We start from the raw sequence: 16,717 nt of genomic DNA, 5'->3' as shown, positions 1-16,717 counted from the left end.
GGTTGTTATGGCCATCGGTATTTTAGGTTCGGCTTTATCGGGTTTGGCGGCATTCCAACGTTCGTTGGAAGTCACCAGCAATAATATCAGCAATGTTAATACGGAAGGTTATAGCCGCCAGCGAGTGGAACTGCAAACGTCGCCCGAGCAATTTGTCGGGCACGGTTATCTCGGTAGCGGCGTCAATGCAACCAATATCAAGCGAAGTTATGATGAGTTTGTCAATACTCAGCAACGTTCCAGCGCAACCGCTTTTAACGATGTGGACAGCTTTTACTTGTTGTCGACGCAAATGGACAATTTGATAGCCAATGAAAGCACCGGTTTGTCGCCGGCCATGAAATCATTTTTTAATGCTGTCAACGATGTGGCGAACGATCCCACTTCGATTCCCGCCCGGCAGGTTATGCTGTCGGAAGGGGATGCTATCGCGCGGCAGTTTAATACCATGAGCAACCGGTTCGATGATCTGCGGCAACAGGTTAATAGTAATCTGGATACTTCAGTAAAAGAAGTCAACAGTTTCACCAAATCCATTGCCGATCTCAATCGTCGGATTATGGATGCTGTGGGTAAAACCAGCGGTCAGCAATTACCTAACGAGTTGATGGATCAACGCGATTTATTGTTGTCCAAGGTAGCGGAAAAAATGGATATTTCGGTGGTACCGCAACCTGACGGCAGCTTCAGTATCTTTACCCAGCAAGGCCAGCCCCTGGTACTGGGTACAAATGCATCCAGCTTGTCCCTGCAAGGGGCTGCTAACGATCCCAGTCATCTGCTGGTTAAGCTAAATGGCGAAGACATTACCGGTAATCTGACAGGCGGCGAAATATACGGAAATTTACGTTTTAGGGATGAGATGTTGGATTCCGCCCAGAACCAGTTGGGTTTGCTGGCTACTGGATTGGCCATAGAGTTTAACAAAGTCCATCAAGACGGTTATGATCTTAACGACAACCCTGGTCTGAAGTTTTTCGATCTGGGGTCGCCAACCAACCTGCCGGTGGTCAGTAATGTCCAGGATAGTAATTTGACGGTGACCGCCGATTTCGTTGCTCCCACCGCCGCGGTGAATCTAGGGGCATCCTATCGGGTGGAGGTGACCGGGGTGGCGCCCAACAACGTCTACACGCTGACTAATTTAAGCGATAACAGTATCGCCGCGGGCTTAAGCGATGCCGGTCTGGCTGCGTTCGGATTTAATTTAAATTTCTCGGGAGCCGGGTCTGTTAATATCGGCGACTCGTTTAAAGTCAGTCCGTTTTTTAAAGCTGCCGAGTCGATAAAGATTAATCCCGCCATTTCGACTCCCGGACAGATTGCCGCGGCCGGCGCAAAAAATCAACCGGGTGATAATAGCAAGGCATTGGAACTGGCCGGACTTGAATCGCTCAACCTGATGTTCGGGGGTAAAAGTTCATTTACCCAAGTTTACGGGCAGCTAGTCTCGGATGTTGGTTCGAAAACCCACAATGCTTCCGTTAGCCGAAGTGCGCAAAAGGTTTTGCTGGATCAAGCCACTCAGGCCAGGGAAGATTTGGTCGGAGTCAATTTGGACGAAGAAGCGGCTAATCTGATTAAATTCCAAAATTCCTATCAAGCCGCGGCCAAAGCGGTATCTGTTGCCAATGCTTTATTTGACAGCCTACTCGGCGTGATTCGTTAGGAGATATCATCATGCGCATTTCCACTTCATGGAGTCAACAACTCGCCGTTGATGCGATGCTGAATCAACAAGTCAAGTTGAGCGAAGCGCAGCTTAAATTGTCTTCCGGACAAAAATATCTGAAACCTTCGGAAAATCCGACGGCTGTCACAGGGCTGATTAACCTACAGCAAAACATCAAGGAGAATGAGCAATATCAGGTCAATATCGGTGTGGCCAGGCAAAGGCTGGGTCTGCAAGAGTCCAGTCTCGGTAACGCCACGGATACACTGCAGCGTATCAGGGAGCTCGCTGTTCAGGGCTTGAACGACACCAATACTCAGGAAAACCGCACACAGATTGCTGCTGAAATCGACCAATTAAACCAGCATCTATTGGGCTTAGCGAACACTCAAAACGCTAATGGCGAATATCTGTTTTCCGGGACCAAAAGTAATGTGCCTGCTTACAGCAAGGGCGCCGCCGGCTATAGCTTCGATGGCGAGCCCGATACTCGGCGGAATATCGCGATAGGGCCCGAGCGGACGCTGACCGATGGCGATCCTGGAAACACGGTGTTCGGAGAGCTGACGCCCGGTGTGTTGACGGCCGGTTCCATTGGCAATGTTTTTCAGGCCGTGGAGCAGCTTTCCCTGGATTTGAAAAATAATCAACCGTCCTCCAATTCGCTGACCGATTTGGATGAGGCATTGAAGCGAATCGAGACCACCCGGGCTTCCACCGGCGCCCGCTTGCATGCCTTGGATAATCAGGAAAGCCTCAATGACGACTATATTCTGGATAATAAAGCCACAGCCTCGGCCATAGGCGATCTGGATTATGCCGATGCCATCAGTAAATTCAATTTACAGCAAACGTCCTTGCAAGCGGCGCAACAAGCATTTATAAAGGTACAGAATTTGTCGTTATTCAACTTTATCAATTAAATTGCTTACAGATGGGTGCTGAATATGGCTGTCGCGCAATTAGAGCGAATCGCACCACCGTTGCTGGTAGAGGAATGGCTGCAGGGAGATGCCGTCGATTTTGCCCAACTGCGTGGGCAGGTTGTCTTGGTAGAGGTGTTTCAGGTTAATTGTCCTGGCTGCTTTTTGTATGCATTGCCGCAGGCCATCGATTTACATCAGCGCTATTCAATGCATGGTCTGACGGTGTTGGGGGTGGCCACCGCATTTGAAGATTTTGATAAAAACACCCGGCAGAATTTGCAACTGCTACTCGAGAAGGGGCAAGTGATAGGCGAAACGCTAAAGGCGCTTGGCGAGCATGGGCAATTAGTGAACGGCGGCTGGCAATATCGAATTCCGTTTCCGGTGGCTGTGGATCGCTTGGTTAAAGCCGAGCTGCCTGTTAGCGAACTGAGCGTTGATAACTATATCCAACACAATCTACCGGCTCTCGCGGTGCAGTCGGCTGAATATCGACAACAAATCCGCCAACAGGTGTTCCGTTTTTTACAGCAGCGCGAATACCGTGCCGAGACCTTCGATTGTTTTGGTTTGCAGGGCACACCTTCACACCTATTGCTCGATAAACAGGGCGTGCTGCGGTTCAGCGGATTCGGATTTTTTCCGGGACTGGAAAGCAATATTCAGCAACTTTTAGCAGAACCCGTGCCGGCATGAAGCGGCTGTTTTTTGCCCTTTGGCCGGATCAAAATACCCGGCGACAATGCCAGCAGCTCTGTCGGGGTATGCACAGTTTCGGCAAGCCGGTCTCGGCCAACAATCTGCATGTCACCTTAGTGTTTTTAGGCTCAGTCGATGCCGTCCGGCAGCAAGCCGTCAGCAACGCGGCCGGCCAAATTGCCATTGAGGCGTTTTGCTTAAGGTTCGATCGGATTGAGTTTTGGAAAAAACCGGCAATCGTATGCTTGCGCGCCGAACCGGCCGACACGGTATTGTTAAATTGGGTGACTGCGTTGACGGTCGCCGCTGTACAAAACCGCATACCGGTTGACCAGCGGCCCTATAAGCCGCATGTTACTTTGCTGCGAAAGGCCAAGCAACTCCCGCGGGCCGAATTTGAGCCGATTATTTGGCAGGCCGATAGTTTTTGTCTGGTGGAATCCAGCTCCACTCCCGCGGGAGTGGAGTACCGGGTGTTGCAGCGATGGGGGCTCGCGGCTTAATTGTGGGTCTTTTTCTCGCGTATGGCCTGACTTAATTGATAAGCGGCCATGGCGTACAGCGGGCTGTGGTTATACCGGGTGATTACATAAAAATTATGCAGGCCCAGCCAGAGTTGTTCGTAATCGGGCATGGGATAGCTCAGTAATTTGGCTTGTTCGTTATTCCGCAATTGTTTCGGGATGTCGACGCCCAATTTACGCAGTTGACCTATCGATACATCCGGCTTGACGCCTTTGCTTAAGGCCTTTTTATAGGTATCGCCCTTAGCCGAGACTTGATAGGTAATAGCCCCGCCGCGTTGCCAGTGATTAGCGACAAAATAGTTGGCAACGCTGGCGATAGCGTCGCTATTGTTATGCCAAATGTCGCGTTTTTTATCCTGATCGAAATCCTTGGCATAGGCCCTGTAACTGCTAGGCATGAATTGCGCCAATCCCATTGCGCCGGCATATGAGCCCAACGGTTGTAACGGGTCCAGGTGTTCTTCGCGACTTAACAACAAAAAGTTTTCCAACTCCTTCAAGAAAAATTCGCTGCGGGACGGGTAGGCGAAGCCCAGGGTCGATAAGGCGTCGATCACCCGGTATTTGCCGGTAAACGCACCGTATTTGGTTTCCACGCCGATAATGGCAATGATGATTTCGGCAGGCACGCCGTATTGTTGTTCCACTGCTTTTAAAGCGGCTTCGTTTTCGCGCCAGAATTGTACCCCACCGTCTATGCGGGAGTCCGTCATGAATATTTCGCGGTATTGATACCACGGCTTGCCTTCCGCCGGTTTGCCCATGGCGTTCAGGATAGGTTGCTGGATATTGACCGACTGAAACAAGCGGTTAAGTTCGGCTCCGTTGAAATGATGCTGTTTGACCATCTGATTGATAAAGCGATTTAAGGCGTCGGTTTGGGGGATTTCAGCGGTTGCGGTGCCTGCAGTCATCAGGCTGGCGCTGAGTAGGGCGGCGGATAAGTGAATATATGGTTTCATAGGCTTGAATTAGATGGGTAAAAGTTTACGGTGGGTGTGTATCGACATCAAAATGCCGAAGCCGGCCATCAGGGTCACCATGGAGGTGCCGCCGTAACTGACCAGAGGTAAGGGAACGCCGACCACCGGCAAAATGCCGATCACCATGCCGATGTTGACGAACACATAAACAAAAAAAGTAAAAGCCAGACTGCCGGCCAACAAGCGGCAATAAGTATCCTGAGATTGCACGGCAATGTAAAAGCAACGGCTGATGACCAGTAAATACAAGAACAACAAACCGACGCAGCCGAACAAGCCGAACTCTTCGGCAAACACGGCAAAAATGAAGTCGGTGGAGCTTTCCGGTAAAAAGTCCAACTTGGATTGGGTGCTGCCCAGCCAGCCTTTACCGCTGATGCCGCCGGAGCCGATGGCAATTTTAGACTGGATGATATGGTAGCCCGTGCCCATCGGGTCGGCTTCCGGATTGATAAAAGTCAGTACCCGGTTGCGCTGATACTCGCGCAGGAAATGCCACAAAATTGGGGTCGATGCCGCCAGCAGCACCGCAATGCCGATCATGAACCACCAGGACAGGCCGGCAAAAAACAGTACTGCCGCGCCGGAACTGGCCACCAGCAACGAGGTACCAAGATCCGGCTGTTTGGCGATTAGCAACACGGGAATCAGTAATAATATGCCGGCCGCGAGAACGTTTTTGGGTTTGGGCGGTAGCGAATGTTCGGACAAATACCAGGCGACCATCATGGGCGCGGCTATCTTGGTGAATTCGGACGGTTGAAAGCGAAAAAAGCCCAAATCCAGCCAGCGTTGCGCGCCCATGCTGATTTGGCCCATCACGGCAACCGCTAGCAGCAGCAGCAGGCAAAGGCTAAAAAAAGCTACGGAAAAGGACTGAAAACGGCGCGGATTGATATGTGCCAAAACGATCATCACGGCAATCGCCAAACCCATGCGGCTGGCATGACGCATTAACAGCGCCTCATTTTGGCCGCCGGCGCTATACAAGATCACAAAACTGAGCGTGCAAATCAAGATCAGGATCAAAAACAACGGAATATCGACATGTAACTTGCGCAGCAAGTTACCGAGTAATGACGGCGACTGAAACTGTTCGGTACGCATTTCAATCTTCATGCGGCGCCTCCTTGGGGCTGAGATAGGCGTTGATGATGTCTCCGGCCATGGGGGCCGCTATAGAACCCCCGTGGCCACCATGTTCGACGACTACGGCTACCGCGATTTTGGGGTCGTGTACCGGCGCAAAGGCGATGAACAAGGCATGGTCGCGCATTTTAAAATCGATGGCATCCTCGTTGTACTTTTCTTCCTGTTTGACGGTAAAAACCTGGGCCGTGCCGGTTTTGCCGGCAATCTGGTAATTAATGTGTTTGGATATGCGGCCCGCGGTACCGCGGTAGCCGTGAACTACATTAGTCATGGAGGTAATGATATTATCGACATGCTGTTTCATTAAAGGGATTTCTCTGTCCGGCAATAATTCCGGGGGGGTGGCGTAATCCGGGGTGATGATTTCCTGTACCAAGTGCGGGGTGATAACCTTGCCGTAATTGGCCAAAATGGCGGTGGCGCGCGCCAATTGTAGCGGGGTTACTTGAGTATAACCCTGACCGATACCGGTGATCACGGTTTCCCCTGGGTACCAGGGGCGATTGCGATGGCTGCGTTTCCAGTTCTTGGACGGCATTAAGCCGCTGACTTCGCCGACCAGATCGATACCGCTTTTTTCGCCGAACCCGAAACGATGCATGAATTCGGATAATCGATCGATGCCCAGGGCCATCGCCAGTTCGTAAAAATAGACATCACAGGATTGAGTGATGGCGTCGTTCATATCGACCATGCCATGTCCGCCTTTTTTCCAGTCGCGGTACTTGTGTTTAACGTTGGGCAATTGGTAATAACCCGGACAAAACAACCGGTGCCTGTAATCGATGACGCCATACTCCAGTCCGGCCAGGGCGATAAAGGGTTTAACCGTGGAGCCGGGCGGATACAGGCCGCGCAAAGCGCGATTATAGAGCGGTTGATCGGGCGAGTCGCGCAGGGCCTTGTATTCTTTGTAGGATATCCCGGTTACAAACGGATTGGGATCGAATCCGGGCCTGCTGGCGAAAGCCAGTACCCCGCCGGTTTTAATATCAATCGCCACGGCGGCGCCGTTGTATTCGCCCAGCGCATCGTAGGCAATTTTTTGCAGATCGATGTCCAGGGTTAGATAAATGTTGGAGCCGGCAATCGGTTCCACCGTGGCTACCGTATTGACGGCCCTGGCCTGAGCGTTGGTTTCGATTTCTTCATAGCCGGCGGTGCCCAGCAATTGGGATTCGTAGGATTTTTCGATACCGTTTTTACCGATGATGTCGGTGCCGCGGTATTCGGCGGTGGGGAGGGTTTTTAATTCCTGCTCGTTGATACGGCCGACATAACCGACCACATGCGCGGCCAGTTCGCCGTATGGATAATGGCGCACCAAGCGGGCGTAGACGTCGACGCCTGGGAAATAGGGTCTGACCACGGCAAATTTTGCCACATCTTCGTCCGACAGGTTTTGCAATAGCGGCGTAGTGACAAAGGCTTTATTCCGTTTTCTTTGCTTATGAAATTGCTCGATTTTGTCGTCTGGAATGGTCAGCAGCTTTTGCAGTTTCGCCAAGGTGCCGTCTAAATCCTTGATTTGCTCCGGGATCAATTCCAGACTGTAGGTGGGCACGTTTTCAGCCAGCATTCGGCCATGGCGGTCGTAAATGATGCCGCGAGTGGGCGGTAACGGCGAAATTTTAATGCGGTTGTCTTTGGACAGCGTGGCGTAATGCTCGTGCCCGACCACCTGTAAATAGACCAGTCTGACAATCAGTCCGGCGATCAACACCAGGATCAGCAAAAAAGCCGCCACGATGCGGCTCAGAAATATCCGGTTTTCCGCCAGAGAATCCTTGATAGCAAAAAGTCTATCCATTTTATCCGCTGATACGCGCCAAGACCCGAATCGCCCGCAGGACCATGAACACCAGTGGCCAGGCCAAGGAGCCGGTAAGCACAGGATACCAAAACGACAAAGGCAGTCGATTCGCTGCTTGCATACTTTCCATGCCGAAAATCAGGCTATGACCGCACAGTAGGCAAAAAAACACGAATACGCATTGCTGTATCAGCGGAAATTGGCGTAGCCGGCGGTGTTGCCTGATGCTGAAATAACTGAATAGGGCATAAATCAGGGCATATTGGCCCAGCAAATGACTGGTCAGGACATCGGTCAGCAAGCCGACCGAAAATGCGGTAAATACCCCAAACCGCTCGGGTAAGGCAATGGACCAATAAATCAAGGCTAGCGCGATCCAGTCGGGATTGAATTCAACCGTGCCCGGAAATAAGTCCATGATGCGCAGTATCATGGCGATAGCCAAAGTCGCTATGAAATAGAAGGGCGCGAACGGGCTAGGGTTTGGCATGCTCGGTTTCCGGCTTGTCGGAAGGTTGGGGTTCTTGGTGTTTGTCCAGAAACACGGGGGTCGAGTCGCTCCAGACGATCAAAAATTCGCGGCTGGTTTCCAGTTGGGCTTTGGGCGTGGCGTAAATATTGGCGAACGACTTGTCCGGTCGGGTTTCGAATTTATCCACTACAGCCACGGGGTAGCCGGCCGGAAACACGCCGCCCAAACCCGAGGTAACCAATAAGTCGCCAGGTACGATATCGGCATTTTTAGCTAAAAAGGGCAGTTGTAAGCGATTGGGCAGGCCGGTGCCGAAGGCAATAGTCCGCAAGCCGTTGCGATTGACCTCAACCGGAATGGCGTGGTCCGGGTCGGTAATGAGCATTACTTCCGAGCTGGAGGGCAGGGCGCGTATTACCTGGCCGACGATACCGTTGGCATCCAGTACCGGCTGCTCGGGGTGCACGCCGAAACGGGTGCCTTTATTCACAACCACGGTGTGTTCATAGGGCGCCAGTTTTACCGACAGCAATTCGGCAATCAATACTTGTTCGCCAAGCTGAAAGGAGTTTTCCAGCAGCACGCGCAGCCGAATATTTTCTTTTTCCAGGGCGGCCAGTTTTAACAGTTTGGCCGCGTTAATCAGCTGTGTTTCCTTCAGGCGTCTGTTTTCTTTTTGCAATTCTACGTAGGAGAGTACCGTATCAGACATGGTTTTAATGCTATCGCCCGGCAGGCTGGCTAAAACCTGGATCGGATAGGTTGCAATAGACAAGAGGGAGCGCAGTGGGTGCAGAAACTGCGTTCGATAATCGGTTACCAATAATGCGATTGAAGCCAAAATGGCCACTAACAGGCGCGTGTTAAGCGAAGGGCCTTGGGCAAATAAAAGTTTTATGGCAAAACCTCAAGCATAATGATGACGCGGCAAACTCAGCTAAAAAGTGTCTGCCGATTAAAGATGGCCCATACTACCACAGCAACGAAGTCAGCGGTTGGCGCCGCCGTAACGTACCCTGACAGCTCGGAATCCGAGCTGTCAGGGTTGCCGAATGTTGAGTGGCGTTAAATTTATTCCAAGGAAAACGCCGAGGCGCCTTTTTTATCCAGCATTTCCAACACCATACCGCCGCCTCTGGCGACGCAGGTCAATGGATCGTCGGCGATAAACACCGGCAGGCCGGTTTCCTCGGCAATCAGACGGTCGATATCTTTTAACAGGGCGCCGCCGCCGGTTAGCACAATGCCTTGGCTGGCTACGTCCGCGCCCAATTCCGGCGGGGTTTGTTCCAAAGCGACTTTGACGGCGCTGACGATACCGGATAGGGGTTCCTGCAAGGCTTCCAAAATTTCGTTGCTGTTCAGGGAAAAGCTGCGCGGCACGCCCTCGGCCAGATTGCGGCCGGTCACCTGCATTTCGCGTACTTCGCTACCCGGATAGGCGGCACCGATTTCGTGTTTGATTTTTTCCGCGGTGGCCTCGCCGATCAAGGTGCCGTAATTGCGGCGCACATAACTGATGATAGCGTCATCGAAACGGTCGCCGCCGATGCGGACCGATGCGGAATAGACGATGCCGTTTAGGGAAATAACCGCCACTTCCGAGGTGCCGCCGCCAATATCCAACACCATGGAGCCGTGTGGCGTATCGACCGGCAGACCCGCGCCCACCGCGGCCGACATGGGTTCTTCAATTAAATACACTTCCCGCGCACCGGCCATGGCAGCCGATTCGCGGATAGCGCGGCGTTCCACTTGGGTGGAGCCGCAAGGTACGCAGATTAAAATGCGCGGGCTAGGACGCAGCAATTTGTTTTCATGCACTTTTTTGATGAAATACCGCAGCATGCGTTCGGTTACCGCGAAATCCGCGATTACGCCGTCTTTTAAAGGCCGGATGGCGGTAATGTTGCCGGGCGTACGGCCCAGCATGCTTTTTGCTTCGGAACCGATTGCCGCAATAGTTTTTTGTCCGCGGATTTTATCTTCCTTAATAGCCACCACGGAAGGTTCGTTTAGCACGATTCCTTGGCCTGGAACATAAATAAGGGTGTTTGCCGTACCCAAATCGATCGATAAGTCGTTAGAAAAGAGGCCGCGAATTCGTTTGAACATGATTACACCAAAGCGCACAGAAAATCCCGCTACTTTATCAATCAAGCGGGCAGTAGGGCAAGATATAAAGTATCATATTTACATTACTCAACATGGAGCTTAATGATGTCGTTGACGGCCAGTGACGTGAAAAAAATCGCCCACCTTGCCAGGTTGGGCATTGAAGACCAACAAATTGAAAGCTATGCCAATGATTTATCCAGCATGCTGGATTTGATGACGCAGATGGGGCAGGCAGATACCGCCGGTGTGGCGCCCATGGCCCATCCCCTGGATCAAATGCAACGGCTGCGCGAGGATGTGGTGACCGAAACGGATCAGCGTGACCGTTTCCAATCCGTTGCTCCGCAGACCGAAGCGGGACTCTATTTAGTACCTAAAGTCATCGATTAAAGACGATTATGCATAACAAAACCTTAACCGAATTGGCAGCCGGGCTGCGCAGCAAACAATTTTCCAGTGTCGAATTGACCCAGACATTCTTGGGCCGGATTGGCCGGCACGAAACGTTGAACGCTTTTATCACGGTTTGTGAAGACGGCGCAATACGGCAAGCGCATGCAGCCGATCAATTATTGGCGACCGGCCAGGCCGCGCCGTTAACCGGAATTCCGGTGGCGCAGAAAGATATTTTCTGCACCCTAGGCACCAAAACCAGCTGCGGGTCAAAAATGCTGGATAACTTTATCGCGCCTTATAGCGCCACGGTGGTTGAAAAATTCGAACGGGCCGGCAGCGTGATGTTGGGCAAATTGAATATGGACGAGTTCGCCATGGGCTCATCCAATGAAACCAGTTTTTACGGTGTGGCGCATAATCCATGGGATACCTGTTGCGTGTCCGGCGGATCATCGGGCGGTTCGGCCGTTGCGGTGGCGGCGCGTCTGACCCCTGTCGCCACCGGCACCGATACCGGCGGCTCCATCCGCCAGCCGGCGGCCTTTTGCGGCATCACCGGTTTAAAACCAACCTACGGCCGGGTGTCCCGCTACGGCATGATCGCTTATGCGTCCAGTCTGGATCAAGGCGGCCCGATGGCCCGCAACGCGGAAGATGCGGCGCTAATGATGCAGGTCATGGCCGGGTTCGATAGCAAGGATTCCACCAGCGTAGATCAGCCGGTGCCGGATTATAGCGCGGGCCTTAACGATAGCCTGCAAGGTTTGAAAATCGGTTTGCCCAAGGAATTTTTCACCGATCAGCTGGATGGCAATATCGCCGCAGTGATTCAGACGGCAATCGCTGAATATCAAAAAATGGGTGCGGAAATCAAAGAGGTTTCCATGCCCAACCTGAAATTGGCGATTCCGGCTTACTACGTGATCGCCTCGGCGGAATGTTCGTCCAATTTGTCCCGCTATGACGGCGTCAGATTCGGCTATCGTTGCCAGAGTCCGCAGGACCTGGCCGACCTATACACCCGCTCGCGCGGCGAAGCCTTCGGCGCCGAAGTCAAACGGCGGATTTTAATGGGTACTTATGCGTTGTCCGCCGGTTACTACGATGCTTACTATTTAAAAGCGCAACAAGTGCGCCGCCTAATCAGCGACGATTTCAAACGGGCATTGTCCGAAGTGGATGTGTTGATGGGGCCGGTGTCGCCCGGCACTGCGTTTAGGATAGGCGAAAAAACCAGCGACCCCATCCAGATGTATTTGGAAGATATTTACACCATCGCCATCAATCTAGCCGGATTGCCGGCCATGTCGATTCCGGCCGGATTTTTCGACGACATGCCGGTCGGTTTGCAGGTAATCGGTAATTATTTCAGCGAACCTAAGCTGTTGAATATCGGTCACCGCTATCAGCAAGTCACCGGTTGGCATTTGCAAATACCAAAAGGCTTCGAATAACACGGGAGGCAATATGGCGCCTATCACGCAATTATCGCAACTGGACCCCGACGGCACTTACAGCTATGCCGATTATTTAACTTGGCAACTCGAAGAATCGGTCGAGTTGATCAAGGGCAAGATCATGGCGATGTCGCCCGCGCCAAACCTTAAGCATCAACGCATATCGCTTAACATGTCGCTAAGTTTGGGCAACCACTTTAAACGCAAAAGTTGTCAGTTATTTGTCGCCCCCTTCGACGTTAAGTTGTATGACCGCCGCAAATCACGACTTAAAAATGGCGAAGCATTGAGTGTCGTACAGCCCGATCTATGCGTGATCTGCGACAAGGACAAACTGACTGAACAAGGCTGTGACGGCGCGCCGGACTGGATTATTGAAGTCTTGTCGCCGGGTAATGGCCGGAAAGAAGTGCGCTTGAAATTTGGTTTGTATGAAGAAAGCGGGGTCAGCGAATATTGGCTAGTATTCCCGTACGAACAAATTGTCCAGCAATTCGTGCTGGACCAGTACGGAAAATACCAATTGCGCGCACTGTATCCCGGCAACGAAATCGCCATTCCGCATTTATTCCCCGACCTGCAAATCGATCTGAACGACGTTTTTGCCGAATAAGCTATAAAGGAAACCAAGCATGAACTCACAATGGGAAGCCGTCATCGGCCTGGAAATCCATACTCAACTATCCACCAAATCCAAAATTTTTTCCGGCGCGGCCACGGCTTATGGCGCGGAGCCCAATACCCAGGCCTGCGCGGTCGACCTGGGTTTACCAGGCGTGTTGCCGGTATTGAATAAAGATGCGGTGCGCAAGGCCGTTACCTTCGGGTTGGCCATCGACGCTAAAATCGCTCCGCATTCGGTGTTCGCCCGGAAAAATTATTTTTACCCGGACCTGCCGAAGGGCTATCAGATCAGCCAGTTTGAGTTGCCCATCGTGGGCAACGGTCATCTGGATATCGATGTCGACGGCGTCGGCAAACGCATCGGTATTACCCGCGCCCATTTAGAAGAAGATGCCGGCAAATCGCTGCATGAAGATTTTCACGGCCTGACCGGTATCGACCTGAACCGCGCGGGCACACCGCTGCTGGAAATCGTTTCCGAGCCGGATATGCGTTCCGCCAAGGAGGCCGTGGCTTACATGCGCAAGTTGCACGAACTGGTGCGCTACCTGGAAATCTGCGACGGCAATATGCAGGAAGGCTCATTCCGTTGCGACGCCAATGTTTCGGTGCGCCCCAAAGGCCAACAAGAATTCGGTACCCGTGCCGAAATCAAGAATATCAACTCGTTTAAATTCGTCGAAAAAGCCATCAATCACGAAATCGAGCGGCAAATCGAGGTGATCGAAGCCGGCGGCACAGTCGTGCAGGAAACCCGGCTTTACGATGCCAACAAAGACGAAACCCGTTCGATGCGCAGCAAGGAAGAAGCCAATGACTACCGTTACTTCCCCGATCCCGATTTATTGCCGGTGGAAATTGAAGAATCGCTCAAGGATGAAATTCGCGCCACGTTACCGGAATTGCCGGAAACCAAGAAACAGCGTTTCCTAGAGCAATACAGTCTGGATCTGGAAAGTGCCGCGACTTTGACTTCGTCGCGCGAACTGGCGGATTTTTACGAGCAAGTGGTGGCCGAATCCGGCGGCGAAGCCAAGCTGGCAGGCAACTGGATGACCGGCGACGTATTGGGCGCCTTGAACAAAGCAGGCCTGGAAATCGGCGATTGCCCGGTCAACGCCGAGCGTCTGGCCGGTCTGTTAAAACGTATCGCCGACAACACCATCTCCGGCAAAATCGCCAAACAGGTGTTCGATAAATTATGGAACGGTACCGCCACCGCAGATGAGATCATCGAGCAGGAAGGCTTGAAACAAATCACCGACACCGGCGCGATTGAAGCCATAGTCGACAAAGTGATTGCAGCCAACCCGGTTCCTGTCGAACAATTTTTGTCCGGTAAGGATAAGGCGCTGATGGCGCTGGTCGGTCAGGTTATGAAGGAAACTCAGGGCAAGGCCAATCCTGGGGAAGTGAATAAGATGTTGATAGGGAAGTTGAGAGGTTAGTCGCTGTGGAGTACAAATCGCATGTATCCTGGTCCGTTATGAATCGTTGAGGGCGTTACGATGGCGATTGATTACTGCGATATATTACATTGGAGCCCGGACAAAGGAGAGGTAAACCTTGCGTTCGGGGACTCAGAATTACCGTTTACAACGGATTGGGATGGTTGGCCGATGGGATGGGTGAAGCCGAGATATTGGAGGATTTTCCTGAGTTGGAAGAGAAAGATATCCGGGCTTGTTTGGCGTTTGTAACCAATCGAGGGCATAGTTTGTCTGCGATAGTTTAATGAAGCTGCTGCTTGATGAGTATTTGTCTCGGCGAGTAATTCCTTGTTTGCAAGATGCTTTTCCCGGAAGTTCGCAGGTCGCCTTATTGAATTTAGAAAATGTCGATGACAGAACCATTTAGAAATTTGCGAAAGATCAGGGTTTTGTAATTGTCACGAAAGATACTGATTTTTATCCTGAATCCGTGCTGCCGGTAGCCTAATTGCCCCCGACTACGCATAAGCGCATTTTTTTTCGGTTAACCGGACCATCATCGGGTTGTTTTTAGCGGCCTACCGTCGATTTATCCTAAAAAAACCTAACACCACCTTGTATCATCGTATTTTTTGCACGTTTGGCCGACAACTGGCAAATGCTTGGCAACCCGGCTTGATCGGCAGGGATGGCGAGTACGTGGAACACGGTATTTTCGCCGGCGTTTATTTTGGTGCGGCTTTTGGCTGCACCAGCAAACGTTGCTGCAAATACTCAAACAGCCTGGCAACCGGCGATGCTTGCCCCAAATCCAGCCACCATTGTCTTGCTTGGTGGATGACCTGCGCGGCACGGTGCATGATTTTCTGTAACACTGTTCTGATCCGCCGCCGCTTGGCCGGATTTCGGATCGGCACCAAGTTGCCGAGTAAACCTAATTGACCGAGTAACCGCAGGCAGTTGCAAGCCGGCATGCCCAAGCGCAGGATGACGTCGTTGGGTGTCGAATTTGCCGGATGGCAAGCGTTCCAGGTCGAGGTCGGTCTTGAATTCGGAGTGGAATTGTTCGTGGGTGCCGTGATCGCGGTAACGTTCGATCGCCGGGGATTTCGCGTCGTCCAAGCGGGTCCACGAGCTGTCAAACGGCTGCCAAATTTTTACTGCGCAAAAAAGCCAGCATGCTTTATTACTGGGGCGAGAAATCTTGGCTGGATAAACTTAAGGTATTCAGTTTGAGCGTTGCAGTCCTAAGTGGTTACGTGATGTTTGGGCTTTGACCATAACGGTAGCACCCGTCAAGATAATCGCTTTTGGCGGGGCGCAAGCAAAATCCCGCTTAAACGGCGGAAAGCGATGGCTTGAACGGGATTTGTTATGGTCTTAGCGAAGATGATAAGTGCTTCCGGGTTTTACGGATTTTTGACCAGCCAGCCAGAAGCGCTGAAAGCGAGATTATGGCTATTCCAAACCGCTGCCAATATTCCAAGGGTGCTAACAACAGCGGCATTAACCACCAATCCGTATCCGTGGCGCAACACCAAACCCGAATGGACACGGATAAACCAAACAGCAGGGAACCGGCCAGATTGGTTAACAACACGCTGAAAATGGCCGGGCGTTTCTGTCTCAACACCAGATAGATGCCCCATAAATTAGCCAGTAACGGAAATAGAAACGGCGTTAGTGTAGCCATATAATTCCCACGGCTCTTTTAAGCCGTATATCGGACAATATCCGGCCAGAAAACATGACTGTCAGGCTTGACCCTTCAGGATCAATTCGCCGTATTCTTCAGGTGTGATCGTTCCTTGTTGCTTTACCATTGCTTGTTCCTGCTCGGATAACACATCCTGTACGGCGTCTATGCGTTTCCATTGTGGGGGTAACGGCGCTTCGAAGTCGGCCTTGGGGGTGTATTTTGAGCTTTCTATACGTTGGTATTTATGAATATAACGCGGACAATTGACGAAAATTTCCGTGATGAGCACACGCACAAGCAAGGTTGCTCCGGGAAATTCCCGGATTAGCGGATCTTGTTTATCGATGCCGGCGGTGCCGTGTATTCTTACCCGGTGCGGAGTTTCAAAATCGATCAATAACATGCCGATTTTGTTATTGGCCTCGATATTACCCATCGATAAAAACATGCCGTTGCCGTCGTAACTTGGAAAAGCCAGGGTTTTATCGTCCAGTACTTTAATAAAGCCCGGTGACCCTCCCTTATAGGAACAGGTAGGGTAGCCGCGATGGTCTATGGTGGTCAGAAAAAACATGTCCCGGCTTTCGATAAACGCTTTATGTTCAGCGCTTATTTCCGGTAACACAATCAGCTCTTTAACTCTGTCCGCCAATTTTGTGGATTCAAATTGTTGTTGTAACAGTCGGTGCTGCTCGCCGTAAATTTCGCTCATTTTGCCTCCGTCTTTTTTAAGTTTCTGGTTGGGGTTT

17 protein-coding genes and 2 pseudogenes are annotated in these 16,717 nt (G+C 51.7%); 10 read left to right on the top strand and 9 right to left on the bottom strand.

Annotated elements, in window-relative coordinates; translation table 11 throughout:
- The first annotated feature begins 7 nt into the window (after positions 1-7).
- From flgK to thpR, 4 genes are read left to right on the top strand one after another with little or no spacing between them, the layout of a single operon-like run.
- The gene (gene flgK / locus M0R33_RS08320; protein ID WP_292567734.1) at positions 8-1,669 is read left to right on the top strand and encodes a flagellar hook-associated protein FlgK; all 1,662 of its coding nucleotides are present in this window, start codon (positions 8-10) and stop codon (positions 1,667-1,669) included.
- 11 nt (positions 1,670-1,680) lie between these two features.
- Positions 1,681-2,595 carry a flagellar hook-associated protein FlgL gene (gene flgL, locus M0R33_RS08315; protein WP_292567732.1) on the top strand — a complete coding sequence of 305 codons (915 nt, stop codon included), beginning with the start codon at positions 1,681-1,683 and terminating at the stop codon, positions 2,593-2,595.
- A 24-nt stretch (positions 2,596-2,619) separates the two neighbouring features.
- Positions 2,620-3,294, top strand: coding sequence for a TlpA family protein disulfide reductase (locus M0R33_RS08310; RefSeq protein WP_292567731.1), 675 nt, complete (start codon positions 2,620-2,622; stop codon positions 3,292-3,294).
- Positions 3,291-3,800: an RNA 2',3'-cyclic phosphodiesterase gene (gene thpR, locus M0R33_RS08305; RefSeq protein ID WP_292567729.1), complete on the top strand. Its 510-nt coding sequence runs from the start codon at positions 3,291-3,293 to the stop codon at positions 3,798-3,800. Before M0R33_RS08310 ends, thpR begins: the two co-directional genes overlap by 4 nt.
- Here the strand turns inward: thpR and mltB are convergent.
- The 6 genes from mltB to M0R33_RS08275 all read right to left on the bottom strand — a co-directional run bounded on the left by mltB (position 3,797) and on the right by M0R33_RS08275 (position 10,359).
- The gene (gene mltB, locus M0R33_RS08300) at positions 3,797-4,786 is read right to left on the bottom strand and encodes a lytic murein transglycosylase B (protein WP_292567727.1); all 990 of its coding nucleotides are present in this window, start codon (positions 4,784-4,786) and stop codon (positions 3,797-3,799) included. The two genes, thpR and mltB, sit on opposite strands and share 4 nt — an antisense overlap.
- Before the next feature lie 9 nt (positions 4,787-4,795).
- A complete protein-coding gene (rodA, locus tag M0R33_RS08295; RefSeq protein WP_292567725.1) occupies positions 4,796-5,926 on the bottom strand; it encodes a rod shape-determining protein RodA in 1,131 nt (376 codons plus the stop codon).
- Positions 5,916-7,769 carry a penicillin-binding protein 2 gene (gene mrdA / locus M0R33_RS08290; protein ID WP_292567723.1) on the bottom strand — a complete coding sequence of 618 codons (1,854 nt, stop codon included), beginning with the start codon at positions 7,767-7,769 and terminating at the stop codon, positions 5,916-5,918. The genes rodA and mrdA overlap by 11 nt, the downstream gene beginning before the upstream one ends.
- A gap of 1 nt (position 7,770) precedes the next feature.
- Positions 7,771-8,262, bottom strand: a complete 492-nt coding sequence (gene mreD, locus M0R33_RS08285) for a rod shape-determining protein MreD (RefSeq protein WP_292567722.1) — start codon at positions 8,260-8,262, stop codon at positions 7,771-7,773.
- Positions 8,249-9,142 carry a rod shape-determining protein MreC gene (gene mreC / locus M0R33_RS08280; RefSeq protein ID WP_292567946.1) on the bottom strand — a complete coding sequence of 298 codons (894 nt, stop codon included), beginning with the start codon at positions 9,140-9,142 and terminating at the stop codon, positions 8,249-8,251. Before mreC ends, mreD begins: the two co-directional genes overlap by 14 nt.
- A 173-nt stretch (positions 9,143-9,315) precedes the next feature.
- Positions 9,316-10,359 (bottom strand): rod shape-determining protein, encoded by a 1,044-nt coding sequence (locus tag M0R33_RS08275; protein ID WP_292567720.1) that lies wholly within the window; start codon positions 10,357-10,359, stop codon positions 9,316-9,318.
- Positions 10,360-10,464: 105 nt separating this feature from the next.
- Here M0R33_RS08275 and gatC point away from each other — a divergent pair, with 105 nt between their 5' ends.
- The 6 genes and pseudogenes from gatC to M0R33_RS24395 all read left to right on the top strand — a co-directional run bounded on the left by gatC (position 10,465) and on the right by M0R33_RS24395 (position 14,696).
- Positions 10,465-10,752, top strand: a complete 288-nt coding sequence (gene gatC, locus M0R33_RS08270) for an Asp-tRNA(Asn)/Glu-tRNA(Gln) amidotransferase subunit GatC (protein WP_292567718.1) — start codon at positions 10,465-10,467, stop codon at positions 10,750-10,752.
- An 8-nt stretch (positions 10,753-10,760) separates the two neighbouring features.
- Positions 10,761-12,212, top strand: coding sequence for an Asp-tRNA(Asn)/Glu-tRNA(Gln) amidotransferase subunit GatA (gatA, locus tag M0R33_RS08265; RefSeq protein WP_292567717.1), 1,452 nt, complete (start codon positions 10,761-10,763; stop codon positions 12,210-12,212).
- A gap of 13 nt (positions 12,213-12,225) precedes the next feature.
- A complete protein-coding gene (locus M0R33_RS08260) occupies positions 12,226-12,828 on the top strand; it encodes a Uma2 family endonuclease (RefSeq protein WP_292567715.1) in 603 nt (200 codons plus the stop codon).
- 19 nt (positions 12,829-12,847) lie between these two features.
- The gene (gene gatB, locus M0R33_RS08255) at positions 12,848-14,287 is read left to right on the top strand and encodes an Asp-tRNA(Asn)/Glu-tRNA(Gln) amidotransferase subunit GatB (protein WP_292567713.1); all 1,440 of its coding nucleotides are present in this window, start codon (positions 12,848-12,850) and stop codon (positions 14,285-14,287) included.
- 60 nt (positions 14,288-14,347) lie between these two features.
- Positions 14,348-14,574 (top strand): annotated as a pseudogene (locus M0R33_RS08250) (DUF433 domain-containing protein).
- Positions 14,574-14,696 (top strand): DUF5615 family PIN-like protein, encoded by a 123-nt coding sequence (locus M0R33_RS24395; RefSeq protein WP_366043380.1) that lies wholly within the window; start codon positions 14,574-14,576, stop codon positions 14,694-14,696. The pseudogene M0R33_RS08250 and the gene M0R33_RS24395 overlap by 1 nt, the downstream one beginning before the upstream one ends.
- A 298-nt stretch (positions 14,697-14,994) precedes the next feature.
- Here the strand turns inward: M0R33_RS24395 and M0R33_RS08245 are convergent.
- From M0R33_RS08245 to M0R33_RS08235, 3 genes and pseudogenes are all read right to left on the bottom strand, one after another.
- Positions 14,995-15,367 (bottom strand): annotated as a pseudogene (locus tag M0R33_RS08245) (transposase); the annotation flags it as partial.
- Between the two features lie 274 nt (positions 15,368-15,641).
- The gene (locus M0R33_RS08240) at positions 15,642-15,962 is read right to left on the bottom strand and encodes a hypothetical protein (RefSeq protein WP_292567711.1); all 321 of its coding nucleotides are present in this window, start codon (positions 15,960-15,962) and stop codon (positions 15,642-15,644) included.
- Positions 15,963-16,023: 61 nt separating this feature from the next.
- Entirely contained in the window at positions 16,024-16,680 is a 657-nt protein-coding gene (locus M0R33_RS08235) for a pyridoxamine 5'-phosphate oxidase family protein (RefSeq protein ID WP_292567709.1), read from the bottom strand.
- Between the last annotated feature and the right edge of the window lie 37 nt (positions 16,681-16,717).

The sequence above is a fragment of the Methylomonas sp. genome (genome assembly GCF_023228165.1).
Taxonomy (GTDB): Bacteria; Pseudomonadota; Gammaproteobacteria; order Methylococcales; family Methylomonadaceae; genus Methylomonas.
This window is presented reverse-complemented; position numbering and strand designations above follow the sequence as displayed.